Below are 18,168 nucleotides of genomic sequence, written 5' to 3' on the forward strand. Positions count from 1 at the left end.
CAAAAACCAATAACCAGTTTCAGTAATTAATGAGACACGTCTCTATGGTGCCGGGGTTTCTGTTGCTTCTAAAAGTTTAGCCTTTTCCTTCTTCGGTGAACTAAAAATCATGCTTAAAACTTTGCCTGACTGTTTGAACTGTTCTCTTTTGTCAGTGTTTGGCGTGTCAGGTACTTCCCGTTCTTGTACAGTAGTAGATGAAGATCTCCTGAATATTGTTGGCAACTTAGCTTGAGAATATCGTCTCGATATTCTCTTAGGCTCAGTGTAATTTGAATTGGAGGCCCCCATACTTGAATTTTCCTCGGCAAAAGAAGGTGCTGATGATGACTGTGCAAGATGAAGCGCCTGCTCCAAACAAATCAGTGCCCCTTTAACCTCCATTCGTTGTGACTTTTCCTTGCTTGTTAAAGAGAGAATGATATCTTTTAAAACCGAGCCGACAGGACTTTGAAATACTTCATGCTCTAAATTCAAATGCTCGCGAAGATCTTTTTTTTGCATTTTCTCGAGAATTGCACTTAAACCTTTGACAGCCTCCCCGGATTGCTGTTGCAAAAAATCAGACTGGCTAGAGTCGTACTGATCTGATAGTCGTTGTTTTACTAAGTTCTTGATCGCAGTCAGTGTCTGTATATGTTCCGAAACAACAAAATGACCGGTAAGCACTTCATAAATACTAATCCCCAAGCTATAACGGGATTCGTAATCAATTTCTTGCACAGAAACCATAGGTTTATCTGAACTGCTTGAACCGGGGTTATTATTCACAGAATCGAGTAGGGATTGATACCCTATAGAGATATTATTACTCAGCTCATTTATTGGAATCGTACCTATTCCAAGCACATCCCGCAAAGACTTCACATCTGAAAGAACTAAACGTCCATCATCAGCAATAACAAAATTGCCGGGTTTAATGTCAGTAAAACAAAAACCCTCTGCATTCAGCGCGGCCATTATTTGCAACATATTTCTAACATACTCTATGCGGCTAATAAAATCGCTGTTTACTGTTCGCAAATCCTTTCGCCCACAATACTCCAAAACCTCTAAATAATACTTTTGGAATCTATGAGTAAATTCTTCCATCGCATATTGTTCAGGGAAATACTTGTTTAAATTGCTATGATTACGTGCTCTTGCATATGCAGAAAAATCAATATCAGCTTCAGAAATGACACGGAAAACAACAGTAACATCCTTATAGCTAATAGAATAAATAGGGATTGCAGAACCACCTAATAACTTGATTTCAACTGTCTGTTTTCCTACCTGCATTGTCTCACTAAACTGCGAAATATACTCAGATGTTTTTAAAGCAAATTTAACAATATTATCTGTAATCCCAGATAAAACTCCTGTCGCCTGTTCCTCTTTAATTTGTTTTTTAAGCGCTTCGGCTACTTGAAAAGCATGTTTTCTTTTCCCTTTTTCAGTTTTTTTTTGTTTGTAAAAGGAGTGCATTAAAAACCCTAAAAAAATAAAAATCTGGTCCCGAATTATGCATTAACTCAGAAAATCATCAAGAATTATTTTATTTGAACATCATGTCTGTTTTGAATAGGAAGTATTTGATTTTCCCTCAGTAGGTTCATTCAGTTCTCTTTAAGCACCAAAGGAAAATCAATAATGAATCATCTTGAATCACACTTCGGGGTTCACCTTGAGGTAAGTATTTTCCATATACCCCATTAACTCCTCTTTATTCACTGGCATCTGAGTTAATCCAATATATTTATCTGGCCGAATCAACACAGCAGTAGGTTTATTGATTTTAAACCGTTCGTGCATTTTTTGATTTTCATCAATCAATACTGAAATCGCTTCATCAGTTAGGGGCATTACAGAATTAGGCACTACAATATGGGTTTTGATTAACCCTTTAAATTGCTGTGCAATAGCCGTTGCTATTTCAGAAAAAACAGGCGGTTGATTATTATTGGCAAGTCCTGTAAATAAAAATAAATGATGCAGCGTTCCTTGGGTAATTTGCTGCAATTCTCTTTTTTCTTTGCTTTTCGCTTCAATAAAAGGAGAATTAATGAGAAATTCACCTATTTTGAACTGGGTTTTTTCACCCAATACTTTGACTATAGGGCTTTTCGCGTAACTCACAGACAACTCAGCAAGATTATTCATAATAAAATTTTTGATTGCGTCGAACGACATGGCCATCCGCAAGATGAAATTACGTAAAGAAATCATCAATGAGTTACTTATCATAATCATACGAGTCATAGCCCCAGTATCTTTTAATACCCCTGCAGCGATGGGATGCCGTTCGCTATGATAACTGTCAAGCAATCCATCACTTGCAAGCCCTTTTTGTACCAGCGCTAGTTTCCAAGCTAAATTATAAATATCTTGTAATCCAGTATTTAAACCTTGTCCCCCCATAGGACTATGGACGTGGGCTGAATCGCCAGCAAAAAACACTCGTCCATAACGATAGTTTTGGATTTGCTTGTGATCAATACCAAATTGGCTGATCCAAACAGGATCATGCAGGGTTGCTGGATCAGTGCAACGTGCTTTAAAAGTACGTGTAATATCCTCTATTGAGGGTTCTTGATGCATGACTTTTTCTGGTGCAGTCATTACCAAACGATAACGTTTGTCCCCCATTGGAAAACAAGCAGCCGGGCCTTCATCACTCACATAGATAATAAATTTATTCTCTGGTAGTTCCCAATCAATCAACAAATCAGCAAGCCACCAAGTTTGTTTAAAGGAGGAACCTATAAATTCGGCATTCACTAATTTTCTTAGAGTGCTGTGTGAGCCATCACAAGCAATAATCCAGTTTGATTGAACTTTTTCAACACTGCCATCAACATGTTTTAAAGTAGATACAATATGGTTTGCTGTTTGTTCGATTTCCGTGAGTTCGGTTTGCCATTCAACATGCAAGCCTCTATCAACTAAGCCTTGATGGAAAATATGCTCCGTTTTGTTTTGAGGTAGATCAATAACAAAATGATAATCTGCTTCAACATAGGCATAGGTTGCATGGATTAACTCTTTTCCTTTGGACTTAAACACGACTCCGTCTACTTTTTGTCCCTCGATGAGTATTTCGTCAAGGAAACTGCAATCCCTTAGAAGATCGAGTGTTCGAATATGAATAGCCAATGCCTTTGATTTATCACTGAGCGTCGATTTTTTATCAACGATCCGACAACTCAAACCTTGGCGCATCAATTCATTTGCGCAAAATAAACCGACAGGTCCAGCTCCAACTACCAGTACATCCAATAACTTATCAGACATATTTACTCCATGCATTTAATCAAGTCATTTAGGCAAAGAACGATTATTTGAACTGCTAAATCTGTAAGCTCATTATAGTCTGATTAATATGCTAAGAGTAGTTAATATTGTTTGCCTTTGTGAAGGGAAAGCCGTTCCGATCTGTCATGTTCCACGGCTTGTCTTGTCCGCGTGGTCCAGAATTGGAGCCTGCGAACAAGTCGCGGGGCGTAGTGGATGGTTTGGCGGTCAAAAATATGAACTTATGAATGCTGATGCCAGTCCAAAGTATTTTTGCTACTACGTACTAATTTCATAACACGATTGAGAAAATCGGGACCAGGATCAGTTTTATCTTTTTGGTAATTTGGATCTTGTTCGAGCCAAAGAGGCGTGTTCTTAAAATTCAAATATTCATTATGACCAATAACATATTTTATTTCTGGATATTTCTTTTTAAGGTAACATACTAAAAATGCATTTGCTTTTGTCTGGGCTTCGGTTAGATCATCTTTGCTATCGACCCCCCCTACATTTTCAATACCAATGGCATAATGGTTCAATCCTATAACATGTCTTGCCATCCAGTGGTCAGGCATGAGTTGATAGATGCTTCCATCACGGTCCACCAAAAAATGGGCTGATACGTTCAAATCGCCAGGTAACTCTTTAATGCGTGGTGAATTCTTAGGGAATGTGGGTGAATTAAATACACGAAAAGTTGCTTTAAACGTAGGAATACACGTCCAATGCAAAACAATCATTCTCGGTTCAATCTCAATGGATTTTGAGTCAATTCCATAATGAGTTAATTGATACTCTCGTGTTAAAGCAATACGTTGTATATCGAATTGAATCGGCGCTTTGTGAATTTTTTGTGAATCATAGCAAGAAAAGGCATGCACCATTGAGCTTATGAAAAATGAGCAAAATAAGAAAATTTTCATATTATTTTTTTAATACCATAAAATAAGCGGCCACATAATCAGGTAAATGGTGGGTAGCACGAGCAAACGCATCTCTCCCTGCATAACTACCTGCTAAAAAATCAACTTGATACAAATTATTTGTGAATGCTCCACCTGTGTCCGCAAAAATACCGGCTCGCGTCACTATGTTTCCCTTCTGATCAGGGTATTGCACCATCAATAATTTTCCTAAACCAAACTGTTCAAGATCTGCAGCAAAAGTCACTTCTGTATTCACAGTGATTTTATGATCTGCATCCTTTCCATAACCTTTGATGCCTGCTACCGGTTTAAAATACCAATAACGCTCTTGTTGATAGGGGTTTTTGGCTTTGTTGTATGCAACATTGTTGCAACGATGAACATTAAAGATTTTTGTCTGCTGGTTCAAGCCGAAATCGGCAATGACAGTACCTTGCATTAAGGCAGCTTCTATGTCCTCTCGATTGAAATAGCCCAGAACAGGAACATTTTTATTCGCTAATGCTCCTTTTAAGATTGCTTGTTTTCCATATTGGAAACGTATGAGCCCAGGCTTGGCATCCGCTTCCTCCAGAGTCAGTAACTCTTCATCTTTAGGAAGCCCATGAAGAGCAAAAGGATAAGCAGCGCTGCGTTTGTTTGATGCCTTAGCACGATGCACATAATACTTGGTCATCAGAATTTTATCTTTGGGTAAATGAGCAATAAGTGGTTTTTGCATGCTCAATGGCTTGGCTTGCTCAAGATCGGGGTACCAACGAATAAAATCGAAGTGTTCTTTAACAAAAGCAGGATTATTCAATTCGTTCTGGTGTTGGCAAATGAATACTAAGGTTGCTTTGACTCGAGCGAGAGGGAGCTTAAACACTTTACCTTCATGAATGACCCGAGGATCATAATGGACGCCTTTATTTAAATAAGCCAAAGTTTCTTTAGCTGTAGCGCATAAAGCAGGCCCGTTGATTTCATAGCGAGGTGTAGGTGATGGTGTAGCCGGCACAAAACGAGGTGCAGCAAAAACCCCAAGACTCATTAATAAGGATAAACTATAAGAAAAAGCTTTTATTTTCATTGCTTACGACAATTGTTTAAGAAAAAAAAATGATACCATAGATGTGTTATTAATTCTAAAAATTAGCTCGGGAAGGATAGAGCGACTATAAGATTCAGAAAACACACATTGATTAGATCATCCCCTATTTCCCCTGCAAAATATTCGCTACATTCGCCGCGATCAAATAAGCTGTGGCCATGGGACTACCATCCATATTAACGGGGACGATGGAGTCATCTGCCACAAGGAGATTTTGGACTCCATAAACATGTCCTGTATTATCAACAACACCACCTTGATTTAAAGGTGCCATCCGACAATGACTTTGAAAATGCATATTTGTTCCGACTTCTTCTAATATAAATTGGGTTAAACTTTGAGGATCATTAAGTACTGATGGATCAGGAAAAACCATCTGATAAGTCGGATCAATAGTCTGCAACTCTGTATTAATATTCGTGAGATAATTTTGAAATGCATTGATATAAAGAGTCAGATCAGATGGATCTTCAAACACCCCTAAATCCATACTGGGTTCTACAAAAGGATCACTGCTTTTAATCACAATAGAACCACGACTCTCTGGTTGTACCAGATCGAATAAGACAACTACGATACCTGGAATTGGATTTGCTGAAGCAAATCGCACCTTACGTACCGTGGGATCTCCTCCCGGTGCAGGTAACCAAGCAATTTGCGAAAATATGCCATTTTGCACGTTCACGTGAAAACCAATCAACTTAATAAGTTCTTTACCAATAGGGGTATTTGCTAAAGCAGAAATAATATTGCCTGGAATCTGAAGCACTGGCGATGAAGGGGTATCATTGGGATTGGACGTATAAATCAGTACAACATGAGGCTGATCAGCCAATCCCTTGCCTACATTAGGATTATCAAAGACCACAGGAATATTCAGTGATTGTAAAAGCGATGCGGGTCCTACTCCAGAACGCATAAGAAATGCGCTGCTCCTTATCCCCGCACTGACAATAATTCCTTTGCTTGCATAAAGATTTTTCAGTTCACCTTGGTGATAATTATTCTGTCCACGTTGATAATATCGAACGCCAACTGCCTTATTACCACTCCAAATCACATTACTTGCAGTGGAATTAAATAACACACGCAATTGACGCCCATTCATTCCATTGCCATTCTGATCCATGACATTATTGTTTAAAAAAGCAATAGCACTACTTGCTCGTAAAGGTCCATCTGCACCCATTTGCGTGTATTGCAGTTGAGTCGAAGCCCCAATCGGGGTATTGGGATCATTATAATCCAGGACAAACCCTACACCCGTCGCATTCATAATGGCTTGCGTCAATTTAACTGAAACTTGGGTGGAATTCGCTTCTTGACGAATAGGAAGCGGACCATTAAAACCTCGAGCAGCAGGATTAGTCGTTTGCCCAGTATACTTTTCTAACTCTATATAGGTATTTAGGATCCGTGATACAGACCAAAGTGGACCTGCTATTGCTTCCCATTGAGAATAAACTTGATTTGTACCGCGACACCAAGCCCCTGCATTGACTGATGATGCTCCGCCCAGTGGTAATGCATAAATCCAATTTAAGATCCGGTTATTAAGGAATTGTTGTGGAATCGTATCACTGAGCGCATAAAGTGGAGGCCCAATTAATCCTGATAGTACCGTAATCATACCATTTGCTGAGAGATTAATCAGCGGATCTTGATTCAGATTTGGTCCGTTATGCAATGCAACTACGGAAGTGTGCATATCATCAGATAATTTTTTTGCTAACACTGCACCCGCAGTACCTGCACCAATAATAATGTAATCAGGAATCTTAATTTGAATCATTGCAGCTGAAGTGTTGCTCACCGAAAACATACAAAATCCATTGCCTAATGGGGTACAACCTGAACCTATTGAATAATATGGCGAGTTAATCTTAATTCCCGCAAAGGGATAGGTATGCTTTGGCACTGTGGTCAGTACAGTTAAATCGGTAGCAGAAACATTATAATCTTGACAACTTGCGGGTCCTTTTGCATTGAGACATAAGGTCACATTAGCCTCAACGGGGGCTCCATTGTTTGCAATTGTAAAAAAACGACCAGGGGCTGCCGAAACGGCTTGATTGATAAACACGAGAAAAACAACACTCCATATCTTTTTTATCATTTAGCATCCCTGTCGAGTAAAATTATACAGTCACTACCTGCATTTCCTATAACAAGCACGTGGTAGCACAAAGCGCGTAAAGAGTACCTTTTTAATGAAACATTATCCTTAATTATTTAGGAAGTTACTTCAGGCACCCGGCTACGCTAGTATATTTTTATTTCAACGTCAACTCTATGGCCAGGAGGCGAGTATCACTCTTTGCTGTGCACAGAGACAGTGCAAACAGCGAAGAGCGAAGAGCGAAAAGCGAAAATAGGAAAGGGTAATTTATTTTCAGAAGTGAGCTGCTCTAAGAAAAATTGAACAACACCAAGCCATTATTGTCTTCACCATTACTAATATTACACTGCCAATCGACTACCAAGTGTTGCTTATGCAAAATGGGATCAAAAAAATTGACATGCAATGTTGCTGTATTATCTTCAAAAACACTTAAACGACCTGATAATGTTAAGAATTCCCCAGAGGAGTTTTGTATAAAAAGCTTCATGGATGTAGTCACCGTATCGATTAATTCGTTATTAACAGTCTCTTGGCCATGAAAAAAGTTGGTAAAATTAAATCGAGTGCTAGCGCCCGTTAATCTTCTCGTTATTTGAGTCGGCAGCGCAGGCCCTGTTAGCTGACAGTTATCAAAATGAATTATTGCTCGAACATCCTCCCCACCCTCAACAGCTTGCACTAATTGAGCAAAATTAGTGATATTGTTGTTGATCGTATTATTGATGTCGGTGTTGTTTTGTGCGTTAACCTGATTTAATGAAAGAAATAATAAAGCTCCAACTACAACAGATCGCCATATTCTCATTTAAATCCTCCATGACTTTTTCTTATTGGAAATAAGCTTCTTGACTAAGCACGAACCTTTAAATATCTTAAGTGTACAATCTGTTTATCAATTTTGCCAAATTTTTGTTTTTTTAATGCCCTAAGCAGCTTCCGCCCCATCAAATTCAGAGTCATTTGCCGTCAAGCGGTTAAAATACCAAGAACTATAAAGAGCTCCTAGTCCACATGCAATTAATCCTAAAGGCAATGCAATGAGTGTCTGCATCAGTAAATAGGCACTTATGATGGTTAACACCGATGAGCCAAACATACGTACTGTATGAATTATGGCCAGTGCAAGACCGGTATTTTCTTTATAATCAGCAAGCATGATCGACATTGTGGCCGGAGCAGTTAAACTAATTCCTAAATTACAAATTAATGCAAAAGATAAGGCATATAAATTAAATTCAGAGAGGTTTGCGCACAGTAACATCGCAAAGCCACCACTAATAATAAACCAACTCCCAAGATAAATGGTCGCAGCCATGCTGAAATACTTACGTAGCCAAATACCTAAGTAATTTCCAACAATAATATTTAATCCATTAATGATAAAAATAATACCGTACACTAAGGGCGAAAAACCAAATTGATCGATAATAATATAAGATGAATTAATCACTGAAAGCATGACTGCAGCAAAACTAAACATCATAATAAAAGAACCACTCCAAAGGGTGGGCGATGGAATGATCTCTTTATATGCATTGATTACTCTTTTTATAATAAAGGGTTCTTTAGGCTGAGTCCAAAATGGTGATTCCAATAATCCTTTTCGCGACTTCAACAAAAGAACCAAACCAATTACGGCCATCAACATGAAATTCGCTTGCCAGCTGCAATATGTAAAGACCAGAGAACCGAATACAGGAGCAAGAATGGGAGATATTGAAACAATCATAGAAACATAGGATAAAACCTTGGCTCGTTCTACAGTATCTTCAAAATCTCGCGAAATGGAGAAAGCAATTAGATTCGCACAGCACAAAGCAAATCCCTGTAACGCCCGGCCTAGAATGAGCACAAAAATATTCGGAGCAAAAGCACAGATTAAACTGGCGAGAACTGCGATAAGCAAGCTTCCGGGCAATAAACGACGTCGTCCAAAATGATCGATTAGTGGTCCCCAAACTAATTGAGTCGCCCCAAAAACAAATAGATAAATACTTAAAGTTAATTGGCTTAAGTTATGCGTTGTACCAAAAAAATTAGTGATGTAAGGCAGTGAAGGTTGATACAGATCAAATGTAAGTAAAGAAAAAGCCGATAATAAGCCAATAAATAAAATGGAGGTTTTTGGTTGCGACATAATATTCAATTTATAAAAAATAGCGGGGCATTATAGTAAAATCTTCATACTTTTGCTCTAAGTTTGCAAAAAAATCTGGAAATGCTTTGTAGCTTTGTAGCCTGGGTGCAGCGAAGCGCAACCCGGGATTGAAGAATTCATTCACTCCCAAAAACCCGGGTTATGCTTCGCTGCACCCAGGCTACAAGTCTACTGAGCAACTACAAATCCAATCAACCTTGACGAATCAGATAATTGCTTCCCGCATGAATTATTTTTTTCATGCGATTGTCTTCATCTGGATTAGGTTCGCATGCTTTATACGCGTCTTTAACTGATGCGACACTAATAGGCAATACAGGGCGACTATCGGTCTCTAAATAACCGTCTTTATTCTTAAAAATAGTAAACTGATCTGACGCAAACTCCTGGCAATCAGTTAAAGTTTCATCCTGACAAATCGAAAATTTAATGGACCGCTCTACTCGATATGCTTCAGCCACCTCTTCAGCAAAAACAATATCTCCATAAACTATGCTATGGCGGGTTCCACAAAAATAATAGCCAAACTTATATTTACCATTCTCAATAACATCAGTACGAATAAACCGTCCATCGCCTTGAGCTAAACCATTTAGCGTCACAATATGACGTACTTCTTCTTTGGGGTTGCTTGTAGCTACCGCCAAACCAGTTAGAGTCAATCCCATGATTAACAAAGCAACTTTTTTCATTTTCATTCCTTATCTGAAAAAACATCCTCAAGGAACATGTCTTTAAGGATCAATAAACTACTCTAACGTCAATTTAGAGAGAAAAACTCTAAACCAAACTGACATCGCAGCCATTATGCTAAAAAGAAAACCATTTGAACAGATGAAAAAATCTTACTTTTTGCACAATAAAAAAACAAAACTGCCATGACGGAAAAACATACAGCATTCTGTTTCTTGAATTTCATTTTGGCAGTTAGACTCTTTCATGGTAGAATAATATTTGTACATTAGGGGTGCCAGTTATGGCTGAGAGGATGAACCAACCCTTTGAACCTGATCTCATTCGTCTGAGCGGAGGAAAATGTGTCTATTGTTATGTTCTCAGGTCTTGTTGCTTTTATTACTTCTTTTATTGGTCTATTACCGCAAATTGTCAAATCTTTAAAAACAAGATCAACTCAGGATCTTTCCATGATAATGTTGATTAATTACCTCGTCTGTTCTGTAGCGTGGATTATTTATGGGAGCAGCACGGATTCCTTTTTTGTGATCAGCTCTAATGTCGTAGGCCTAATTGTCAGTTTGCTGCTTATTCTTTTAAAAAGACATTATGATGCACGATGTAATTAATTTAACAGGCTATCAATCGATTTTATGCCTCAACGGAGATTTACCAGAGTTGTCTTTTTTCACAGGGATGAATGTGCCGATTATCGCAGCTGATGGTGCAGCCAATAGTTTATTGGATCTTGGAATTCGCCCGCAATTAATCACCGGGGATCTGGACTCTGTCCGACCAGCTATCTTAGAAGACCATCCTTTTCTCCATTCAGCAGATCAAAATTACAGTGATTTTCAGAAAGCGATGCGTTATTTAAAAGATAATGATTTATTACCTGCCATAGTTGTGGGAATAAACGGTGGGCATTTGGATCATATATTGAATAATATTAACATTTTTATGGAAACAAACTGCCTTTTGTATGCTCCGCCCATACGCGGCTTTGTTCTTAATGAAAAATCCCATATAAATTGTTTATTACCTACTCATACAAAAATTTCGTTAATTGGAATACCCACAGCAACTATTTCTTCAAAAGGACTTCAATGGGAACTTAATAACTCACAACTTTCTTTTCCAGGAAAAACTTCGTGCTTCAATCGAACTCGACTCTCTGAAGTGGCTTTGGAAATTCATCAAGGCTCTGTTTTGGTTTTGATTTACGAACAAATGATTGAAGATGCGGGACTCTCTGTTCTCTAACACCAAGTAGATACATAACAATCATCTTCAAAACACAGCATCCCAAGTACAACGAGGGATCTCCGGGCTGTAGCACTGATGCTACGAGATGAGATCCCTCGTTGCACTCAGGATGACGTCAGTATTGGAGTACCTATTCTATTTCAATGGAACAATGATCTCCTGACGTCACTAAAGTCACTACACTGTCTTTTGCCAGCTTTTGTGAGCCACATAAAATATCCGGACCAAATGCAGAATTTTTTCGATAGCCAAACACATATACTCTATTTGCAGGTCCCTTGCCTGAATAGGATTTACCACGAGCACCTGATTTTTTACCATCTACAGTAAACCCTAAAGCAGCAGCTGTTTCTTCATTTGTTTTTACTTGGACACTGATTGTATCCTTGGCAATAGCTTGAATTGAAAACGAAAATATAATTAATCCGATGAAATTTTTGATAATGCTTTTCATCATATAAACTCTCCTTGTTCTATGATTTTTTTAATATAACTTATTTAATGTTTAAGGAATATAAATTCAGCTAAATATCGAAGATACTCTAATTCCAGTTTTTTCTTCATCACCCCTGTAAGAAAAAGATAAGGACGTAGTAATCGAATTAATAAATTAAATGTTTTCTTATCTTTCAACAACTAAAATTGAGTGTCTAAGCTCTTTCTTGAATTCCAACTCACATACACTATGATAAATATATATCCATATTGGTTTGATTATGAATTCTGCTTTTGCGAAGTTCGAGTAGGATTGGAGGTTTTTTCTACCTTTTTTGATAAATGTATTGATATAAGGCTCCATTCAGAGCCCTATGCTCAAATTTTTGTTCATGTTTGTTTGATACATGTACACAACAATGGGTATAGATAAGAGCAACCAGCAAAAAGGCATATTGAGCACAAAATAGCGCAAGGGTTTTGAATTATGACACTGCTAAAATTTTTTAGAGGAAAGAGCCATACTTCTGCAAGATATGCAGCAGAGTTTTCTGCCATTTTTGAGTCTTATGAAGCACATAAACCCAGTCTAATCAAGGGCTCTTTATCTGGTGAACGTTGGCGTCATGAAAGCATGGGCAAAACATTAAACGCGATCACTGACTTAAGAAAATACGAGGAATTAAAAAAGCATGCAGCAGAAAACTTAACTGTTTGGGCACAAACCAAATCTGAGCCACCCTCCGAGGTTGAAGTCGTATATCAAGATTGGGGTGACGCAGCGAAGCATATCACCCGAAAATATGCTCGACTTTATGCCGTATTAAATATGTCGAATTCACTTTACCCTGGAGGAGGCTCATTGGAAGGTGGAAGCGCTCAAGAAGAAAACATGTGGCATCGAAGCACCTGCGCACGTTCATTAATAGATGACATTGTCACATACGATAAGGACTACAATAATACGTTTCTTTATACTCCTAAAGGGAAAGAACTGGTCGAAGGCAGAAGAAAAATGACCGAAGAAGAACTCAAAACGCTAGAAAAACGGTGTAAAGAAGCCTATTCACCTAACGCGTGTAAAACATTCTATAGTGAAGAACCTCGAATTTGCTTTAGAGGTCCGGAAGTATTGCTTCCGCCTTCGATGGATGATTATGGAGCAAATAAAGTTGCTGATCCTGACATGAGTTTTCCATTTCTTCCTCCAACAAGTATTTTTTCTTTTCATGAATTAAGATCTGCAGCTCCGGAACACTTTGCTGAATCACATTCAAAAGCTCCTGAAGTAGTCAAAGAACACCGAGAGGATGTGCGACGGCGAATTGCTGCTCAACTGGATACATTAATTCTTGCAGGGAAACCCTATGCGTTGCTTGGTGCCTGGGGTTGTGGGGAGTTTAAAAATGAGCCCGAAGTAATCGCTGAGATTTATGCTGAAGAAATTGAGAAAAGAGCCTCATTTTTTCAACATATCATGTTTCCAATAATTAATACCCATTCGCAACACAATAATTTCGATATATTTGAAAAAATTTTGACTGGCATAAAACTTGGAGAGGCCAGCTCACCTCAATCTTCCCTCAGATCTTAAAAAAGTTTGAGACACTATTTAAGCAAAAAAACCTCTCCCTATGAGTGCACTCCTTAGGAGTTAGAAGCTTTTCTCATACTTTCCATTTCCTCCTCACTTGCATCATCTTCTTCCTCACTTTTCTCAGCTTTTTCTATATCCTCTTCAACAGGTCTCTTGATGATGGATTTAAGTAAATGGGGAGCAACTGCATTAGTTGTAGGCGTGGCAGTTGAATCTTTAGAAACTTCACTGCCTCCCCATGTTACGAGAAATAGTGCGCTGTAGAGAAGTTGAATTAAGTACATGACTTGCTTAACGATTTGATCATCATTAAATACCAAGCTGATGGCCAACCCAAGGATCACAGCAGAGAAAATCGCTTGGAGTCCTTGGATAAATTTTTCATTGAGGTGAGTATCAGAGCGTACGACTGCATATCCTGAATTGAGGGTCTGAGCAAACGCTATAGGGATTAAAGGAATAGGACTTGTTGTATTGGTAATTTGCATTCCAGCTTGTACTGTGAGTTGCGTCACAGCTAAACCTGCATTTCCTCTTTGCGTATTTCTATGGGCAGCGGAAGAAGTAGGCACACGAGCCTGAAGATTAGCTAAGATGTTTGAAGTTGATCCGGGCATTTTAAAATCCTTTTAAAAGAAACAAAAATGGAGGATTAAATCTTGGTTTAATCCACGAGTTGCTTTGAGCTGCTGAAAACGCTACTTCATTTTCCAATTAAGGTTTTCCAGAAAGCAAGCCGTTATTTTAACTAGTTTTTTTTCAACTTCAACCTTATTTATGAAAAGAATATAAGGGTTTCCATTTAGAAATTATCCGTATTTAAAAATCCACAACTTACTTTATAATGACGCACGAAGGAATGACTTTTTAATCAATAAATACAAAGGAGTAATGAAAATGGCTCATGCAAAACAAGAGACCCCAAAGTCGGTAACTATGTACAACCTGTTAAACTGGAGTACGGTGTATCGGGGCTATAACGCATTGGTTGCTACACTTGTTCTGTTTCAATACGTCAATAATCCAGAAGCTGCAGCAATAGAATATCTACCGGATGTTGCAATTCATGCGTTCGAAGCAATTGCCCCTAATTCATTAAATAATTTGGCCGCAGGCGCCAATATTACTCGAGGAATACAAGCGGGTCTGGCCTTTTTTTCAGGCAACTCGACTATTCCCAGTGTTGCTAACTTTGTTGATGTATTCAATCACGGTGTAAACACTTATCACCGACTCTCATAGTGACAAGCAAAATATATTCTATCGGGTTAAGGCAAACATCCTTAACCTGAGTTCAAAAGATATGCTTCATATATTTGCAATTTCCATGCTGCATCGTTTATCGTTACCTCCCTGGCCAACACACTTCATTTCTAATGAAATTTTTAAAAAATCATACTGAAAAAGATCCCTCCACCCAGCACAGCATGATTACTGCTAACTTATGGAAGAAAAATCATCAACGCCTGATCACTGTGATTAATAATGCCCCTTGGTATCGATCAACGGGTAGAAATTCTGGTTATGCAGGAACTTGGTTTTTTTTTGGTGGGGTATTGGAAAAGAAAGATAAGCGTCATGCTCGGGGCTGGTTAATTAAGCCAAGAGGTCTAGTTACCGAGCATTATAGTAAAACCCAATTTTTTGGCCGTGATACGACGCATTACATACGGAAACACTCCGTTCACAAACTCATTCATTTTTCACGCTTTGGTGACATTAAGAAAATTTGTATTTCTGCGTCACTTGATGGCGGATTTTGGTTAACAGACAAGGGTAAAAAGCTAAAAAAATACCTACATAAAAATTATCCCGAGTACTTTCTGTCTGAGGAATTGGTAAAACAGATACATGAAACGGCAATGCGTAACGATTTACCCGTTTATACCAAGCGTAAACAGGTAAATCAGTGGTTGTCTAAGCAAGGTGTTGCCACTGTGGGTGTATTGCATGATGAATCGCTCTTATTCAGACCTTAGTTATCCAGACAATGAATCATTTTGATTCTGGGCTCATTATAACTGGGTCTAATGTGCCACTTTTCCTTTTGCATCGCCAAATAACCAATCCGTACTCACTTCAAGCTCATCAGCGATTTTTTGCATGGAGTTGCAGTCTAAAGCAACAACACCGTGTAGCAATGCTTCAATTTTAAACTTAGGCAATTGGAATAATTTAGCACACACTTGTACGCGTTCTGTCATTAATTCAGGAACACCAAGTTCATCGAGCTCCTGGTTCAAACGTTCAGTTAGTTTCTTGTTTGACATGGTAGTCTCCTCTTTTAGCTTTTTATCAGTGTAAAACAAATAAGCTTAAGGATTGATTAACAATAAACCAAAAAAAATTTATGCATTATTTAAAAACTTGATAACAAGGGGGAGAAGAAGTACATTCAAGAGACCAACCAAAATCATCGCTAAGCTCGCAATTGTTCCCTCGGTGTGCCCTATTTTACGAGCTTGAGCCGTTCCTGCTGCATGTGCTCCGACGCCTAAAAACGCACCTCTCGCAAAAGATGAATTAAACGACTGGTACATGAGGATGAGCTCACCAATAACCGCTCCCAATATACCCGTAATAATAACGAAAATAGCAGTCAGATCCGGTGTACCACCAATTGCCCGGGAGACTTCCATCGCAAAGGGAGTACTAATCGAGCGCGGTAATAAGCTCATGCGTAAATTTTCATCAAGACCTAAAAGAACAGCTAATGCCCAACTTGAGAGTATTGCAGTGAAACTTCCGGCAATCACACCAATTAACAGTACCGGCCAATGTTTTCGAATAAGTGCACGTTGCTCATAAATAGGGATTGCAAAGGCGACCGTCACGGGTCCAAGTAATAAGACTAACCATTTTGTTCCGCGAAAATAGTCCTGGTAACTGACATGCAATACATGAATCATGACCGCTACAAGAATTGGGGTAAGAACAAGAGGCATAAGCCACCAAAATGACCATCGACGATGTAGGCGTTTGACAATAAAGTACATGCCTATCGTGATAAATGACCAGAACACTGTTTGCGACGCTGATTTAACCAGCATGTAGCTTAACATGATCCGTTCTCCAACGATAACAGCTATCAACAACAATCGCAGTGACTAACATCACCAAGAGCGTACTCAACAAAATAATGAAAAGAATTTTAAGACCCAAGACACTAAAAAATTCATGATGTTCTAGTATCGCAAGCACTGCTGGAATAAAAAAAAGCAGCATATCTCCAAGGAGTAGCTCAGTACCACGTTTTATACTGTCTAATCTTATGCGTTTGGTCATTAAAAGAAGTAAAACAACTACGAGGCCAAGGACTCCGCCAGGCAAAGGCAGTTTGGTAAGTTTAACGACAAGATCGCTAGTTAGCCAAAAAAGGCAAACCAATCCAACTTGGAATAGAGGGTTTTTCTTAAATTTTAATGACATATATTAGGCCGCTGTGATCATTATTGCTTCAATTAGTGTACATCTTTATTTATTATGAATAAAATGAATTTATAGACTTATAATCATTCTATTATGGAATAGTTATGGAATTTAAACCGCTTCGTACATTCATTGAAGTTGTACGCCAAGGTAGTTTTTCCAGAGCAGCGGAAATTCTTTTCACGACCCAATCCACGGTGAGTAAAGTAATAAAGCAGCTTGAAGATGAATTGGGTATTCCTCTCATTGAGCGAGTTAAGAAACGTAATGTACCAACGAAAGCTGGTGAAATTGTTTATCGTCGAGGCCTCAAACTGATGGCCGAGCGGGATGATCTTCTTAAAGAGCTGGATGAAATACGTGGTTTAAAGCAAGGACGATTACGTCTAGGTATTTCTCCGGTAGGCAGTAGCACTTTATTTGCTCCCCTTTTTGCCCGTTATAACCAGCTCTACCCAGGAGTTGAGGTAGAATTGATTGAACATGGGAGTGATAAGCTTGCGGAACGTTTGCGAGCAGGAGATATAGACTTCGCTGGAACCTTATTACCCATTCCAGAAGAATTTGATTATCAACCGATCCGCTCTGAACCTTTGGTTGCACTCTTAACATCTAGCCATTCATTAGCAACAAAACATTCAGTTTCTTTATCAGAACTTAAAGAGATCCCTTTCATTCTTTTTGGCAGTGGTTTTGCCTTACATCGAATGATCATGGATGCGTGCCATCGGGCAGGTTTCGAGCCCAAAATAGTTGCTCAAAGCAGTCAAATTGATTTTATGTTAGAACTTGTTTCTGCGGGTCTTGGCGTTACGTTTTTGCCACAAATGATTGCCATGCAAAGGCAAAGCACGCAAATTTGTTCCCTTTTACTTAAGGAAAATGAGCTTCAGTGGAATATGGCAATGACTTGGCGCAGAAACTCCTATCTTTCAGAAGCAGCGAAAGCATGGTTAGCTTTAGTGCGTGATGTGCAGGTCAATGAATAATGACAGATACCCTCACCCCTACCCCTCTCCCATTTGTGGGAGAGGCGATTTTTTGAATGTCCCTCCTTCCAAAAGCGGAAGAGGGGATTTTTTGGATGTCTCTTCTCCCAAAAGCGGAAGTGTGCAACCGGTTTGATAGGTAACATTTCAAACCGGGCTGATAGGTAACAGATTTAAGATGCTAGGGTCTAAAAATTTTATC

General features: G+C 38.8%; 19 protein-coding genes and 1 riboswitch. Of the genes, 6 read left to right on the forward strand and 13 right to left on the reverse strand.

All coding sequences use genetic code 11. The annotated features are described in order from the left end of the window. Positions 1-42: 42 nt before the first annotated feature. The 8 genes from Lstg_RS17075 to Lstg_RS17110 form a co-directional block, all read right to left on the reverse strand. Positions 43-1,467 (reverse strand): protein kinase family protein, encoded by a 1,425-nt coding sequence (locus Lstg_RS17075; protein WP_058478817.1) that lies wholly within the window; start codon positions 1,465-1,467, stop codon positions 43-45. A 180-nt stretch (positions 1,468-1,647) separates the two neighbouring features. Beyond that, positions 1,648-3,273 (reverse strand): FAD-dependent monooxygenase, encoded by a 1,626-nt coding sequence (locus Lstg_RS17080; protein ID WP_058478818.1) that lies wholly within the window; start codon positions 3,271-3,273, stop codon positions 1,648-1,650. A 242-nt stretch (positions 3,274-3,515) separates the two neighbouring features. After that, complete coding sequence (locus Lstg_RS17085; RefSeq protein WP_058478819.1) at positions 3,516-4,199, reverse strand: N-acetylmuramoyl-L-alanine amidase; 684 nt, start codon at positions 4,197-4,199, stop codon at positions 3,516-3,518. 1 nt (position 4,200) lies between these two features. Beyond that, positions 4,201-5,274 carry a hypothetical protein gene (locus tag Lstg_RS17090; RefSeq protein WP_058478820.1) on the reverse strand — a complete coding sequence of 358 codons (1,074 nt, stop codon included), beginning with the start codon at positions 5,272-5,274 and terminating at the stop codon, positions 4,201-4,203. A gap of 124 nt (positions 5,275-5,398) precedes the next feature. Next, positions 5,399-7,411 (reverse strand): GMC family oxidoreductase, encoded by a 2,013-nt coding sequence (locus Lstg_RS17095; protein ID WP_058478821.1) that lies wholly within the window; start codon positions 7,409-7,411, stop codon positions 5,399-5,401. Between the two features lie 292 nt (positions 7,412-7,703). Next, the gene (locus tag Lstg_RS17100) at positions 7,704-8,222 is read right to left on the reverse strand and encodes a hypothetical protein (protein WP_058478822.1); all 519 of its coding nucleotides are present in this window, start codon (positions 8,220-8,222) and stop codon (positions 7,704-7,706) included. A gap of 120 nt (positions 8,223-8,342) precedes the next feature. Further along, positions 8,343-9,554 carry a multidrug effflux MFS transporter gene (locus Lstg_RS17105; RefSeq protein ID WP_058478823.1) on the reverse strand — a complete coding sequence of 404 codons (1,212 nt, stop codon included), beginning with the start codon at positions 9,552-9,554 and terminating at the stop codon, positions 8,343-8,345. 212 nt (positions 9,555-9,766) lie between these two features. Continuing rightward, positions 9,767-10,267 carry a hypothetical protein gene (locus Lstg_RS17110; protein ID WP_058478824.1) on the reverse strand — a complete coding sequence of 167 codons (501 nt, stop codon included), beginning with the start codon at positions 10,265-10,267 and terminating at the stop codon, positions 9,767-9,769. A gap of 261 nt (positions 10,268-10,528) precedes the next feature. Beyond that, positions 10,529-10,626: riboswitch (TPP riboswitch) on the forward strand. Between Lstg_RS17110 and Lstg_RS17115 the strand changes: the two genes are divergently transcribed. Beyond that, complete coding sequence (locus Lstg_RS17115) at positions 10,613-10,879, forward strand: SemiSWEET family sugar transporter (RefSeq protein WP_058478825.1); 267 nt, start codon at positions 10,613-10,615, stop codon at positions 10,877-10,879. (Overlaps the previous riboswitch by 14 nt.) Then, the gene (locus Lstg_RS17120) at positions 10,863-11,513 is read left to right on the forward strand and encodes a thiamine diphosphokinase (RefSeq protein WP_058478826.1); all 651 of its coding nucleotides are present in this window, start codon (positions 10,863-10,865) and stop codon (positions 11,511-11,513) included. Before Lstg_RS17115 ends, Lstg_RS17120 begins: the two co-directional genes overlap by 17 nt. A gap of 133 nt (positions 11,514-11,646) precedes the next feature. On the opposite strand, the gene Lstg_RS17125 is transcribed toward Lstg_RS17120, so the two are convergent. Then, entirely contained in the window at positions 11,647-11,973 is a 327-nt protein-coding gene (locus Lstg_RS17125; protein WP_058478827.1) for a hypothetical protein, read from the reverse strand. 465 nt (positions 11,974-12,438) lie between these two features. Here Lstg_RS17125 and Lstg_RS17130 point away from each other — a divergent pair, with 465 nt between their 5' ends. Continuing rightward, the gene (locus tag Lstg_RS17130) at positions 12,439-13,545 is read left to right on the forward strand and encodes a poly(ADP-ribose) glycohydrolase domain-containing protein (RefSeq protein ID WP_058478828.1); all 1,107 of its coding nucleotides are present in this window, start codon (positions 12,439-12,441) and stop codon (positions 13,543-13,545) included. A 53-nt stretch (positions 13,546-13,598) separates the two neighbouring features. Here the strand turns inward: Lstg_RS17130 and Lstg_RS17135 are convergent, their stop codons facing one another. Then, on the reverse strand, positions 13,599-14,165 hold the full coding sequence (locus tag Lstg_RS17135) for a hypothetical protein (protein WP_058478829.1): 567 nt from the start codon (positions 14,163-14,165) through the stop codon (positions 13,599-13,601). Between the two features lie 280 nt (positions 14,166-14,445). Between Lstg_RS17135 and Lstg_RS17140 the strand changes: the two genes are divergently transcribed. After that, a complete protein-coding gene (locus Lstg_RS17140; protein WP_058478830.1) occupies positions 14,446-14,790 on the forward strand; it encodes a hypothetical protein in 345 nt (114 codons plus the stop codon). Positions 14,791-14,924: 134 nt separating this feature from the next. Further along, a complete protein-coding gene (locus tag Lstg_RS17145) occupies positions 14,925-15,527 on the forward strand; it encodes a hypothetical protein (protein WP_058478831.1) in 603 nt (200 codons plus the stop codon). A gap of 48 nt (positions 15,528-15,575) precedes the next feature. Here the strand turns inward: Lstg_RS17145 and Lstg_RS17150 are convergent, their stop codons facing one another. The 3 genes from Lstg_RS17150 to Lstg_RS17160 all read right to left on the reverse strand — a co-directional run bounded on the left by Lstg_RS17150 (position 15,576) and on the right by Lstg_RS17160 (position 16,977). Further along, positions 15,576-15,818 (reverse strand): hypothetical protein, encoded by a 243-nt coding sequence (locus tag Lstg_RS17150; protein ID WP_058478832.1) that lies wholly within the window; start codon positions 15,816-15,818, stop codon positions 15,576-15,578. Between the two features lie 78 nt (positions 15,819-15,896). Further along, the gene (locus tag Lstg_RS17155; protein WP_058478833.1) at positions 15,897-16,610 is read right to left on the reverse strand and encodes an LrgB family protein; all 714 of its coding nucleotides are present in this window, start codon (positions 16,608-16,610) and stop codon (positions 15,897-15,899) included. After that, complete coding sequence (locus tag Lstg_RS17160; protein ID WP_058478834.1) at positions 16,588-16,977, reverse strand: CidA/LrgA family protein; 390 nt, start codon at positions 16,975-16,977, stop codon at positions 16,588-16,590. Before Lstg_RS17160 ends, Lstg_RS17155 begins: the two co-directional genes overlap by 23 nt. A gap of 104 nt (positions 16,978-17,081) precedes the next feature. On the opposite strand from Lstg_RS17160, the gene Lstg_RS17165 reads away from it, so the two are divergent. Continuing rightward, positions 17,082-17,966 carry a LysR family transcriptional regulator gene (locus Lstg_RS17165; RefSeq protein WP_058478835.1) on the forward strand — a complete coding sequence of 295 codons (885 nt, stop codon included), beginning with the start codon at positions 17,082-17,084 and terminating at the stop codon, positions 17,964-17,966. Positions 17,967-18,168: the final 202 nt, after the last annotated feature.

This window comes from Legionella steigerwaltii (assembly GCF_001468065.1).
GTDB classification, from domain to species: Bacteria; Pseudomonadota; Gammaproteobacteria; order Legionellales; family Legionellaceae; genus Legionella; species Legionella steigerwaltii.

What these genes read in the sequence shown, in the direction of transcription:
- Lstg_RS17100 (WP_058478822.1), bottom strand. Translation starts at nt 8,222, where the DNA reads ATGAGAATATGGCGATCTGTTGTAGTTGGAGCTTTATTATTTCTTTCA.
- Lstg_RS17125 (WP_058478827.1), bottom strand. Translation starts at nt 11,973, where the DNA reads ATGATGAAAAGCATTATCAAAAATTTCATCGGATTAATTATATTTTCG.
- Lstg_RS17130 (WP_058478828.1), top strand. Translation starts at nt 12,439, where the DNA reads ATGACACTGCTAAAATTTTTTAGAGGAAAGAGCCATACTTCTGCAAGA.
- Lstg_RS17150 (WP_058478832.1), bottom strand. Translation starts at nt 15,818, where the DNA reads ATGTCAAACAAGAAACTAACTGAACGTTTGAACCAGGAGCTCGATGAA.
- Lstg_RS17075 (WP_058478817.1), bottom strand. Translation starts at nt 1,467, where the DNA reads ATGCACTCCTTTTACAAACAAAAAAAAACTGAAAAAGGGAAAAGAAAA.
- Lstg_RS17085 (WP_058478819.1), bottom strand. Translation starts at nt 4,199, where the DNA reads ATGAAAATTTTCTTATTTTGCTCATTTTTCATAAGCTCAATGGTGCAT.
- Lstg_RS17095 (WP_058478821.1), bottom strand. Translation starts at nt 7,411, where the DNA reads ATGATAAAAAAGATATGGAGTGTTGTTTTTCTCGTGTTTATCAATCAA.
- Lstg_RS17110 (WP_058478824.1), bottom strand. Translation starts at nt 10,267, where the DNA reads ATGAAAAAAGTTGCTTTGTTAATCATGGGATTGACTCTAACTGGTTTG.
- Lstg_RS17105 (WP_058478823.1), bottom strand. Translation starts at nt 9,554, where the DNA reads ATGTCGCAACCAAAAACCTCCATTTTATTTATTGGCTTATTATCGGCT.
- Lstg_RS17140 (WP_058478830.1), top strand. Translation starts at nt 14,446, where the DNA reads ATGGCTCATGCAAAACAAGAGACCCCAAAGTCGGTAACTATGTACAAC.
- Lstg_RS17120 (WP_058478826.1), top strand. Translation starts at nt 10,863, where the DNA reads ATGCACGATGTAATTAATTTAACAGGCTATCAATCGATTTTATGCCTC.
- Lstg_RS17145 (WP_058478831.1), top strand. Translation starts at nt 14,925, where the DNA reads ATGAAATTTTTAAAAAATCATACTGAAAAAGATCCCTCCACCCAGCAC.
- Lstg_RS17135 (WP_058478829.1), bottom strand. Translation starts at nt 14,165, where the DNA reads ATGCCCGGATCAACTTCAAACATCTTAGCTAATCTTCAGGCTCGTGTG.
- Lstg_RS17080 (WP_058478818.1), bottom strand. Translation starts at nt 3,273, where the DNA reads ATGTCTGATAAGTTATTGGATGTACTGGTAGTTGGAGCTGGACCTGTC.
- Lstg_RS17090 (WP_058478820.1), bottom strand. Translation starts at nt 5,274, where the DNA reads ATGAAAATAAAAGCTTTTTCTTATAGTTTATCCTTATTAATGAGTCTT.
- Lstg_RS17160 (WP_058478834.1), bottom strand. Translation starts at nt 16,977, where the DNA reads ATGTCATTAAAATTTAAGAAAAACCCTCTATTCCAAGTTGGATTGGTT.
- Lstg_RS17155 (WP_058478833.1), bottom strand. Translation starts at nt 16,610, where the DNA reads ATGTTAAGCTACATGCTGGTTAAATCAGCGTCGCAAACAGTGTTCTGG.
- Lstg_RS17165 (WP_058478835.1), top strand. Translation starts at nt 17,082, where the DNA reads ATGGAATTTAAACCGCTTCGTACATTCATTGAAGTTGTACGCCAAGGT.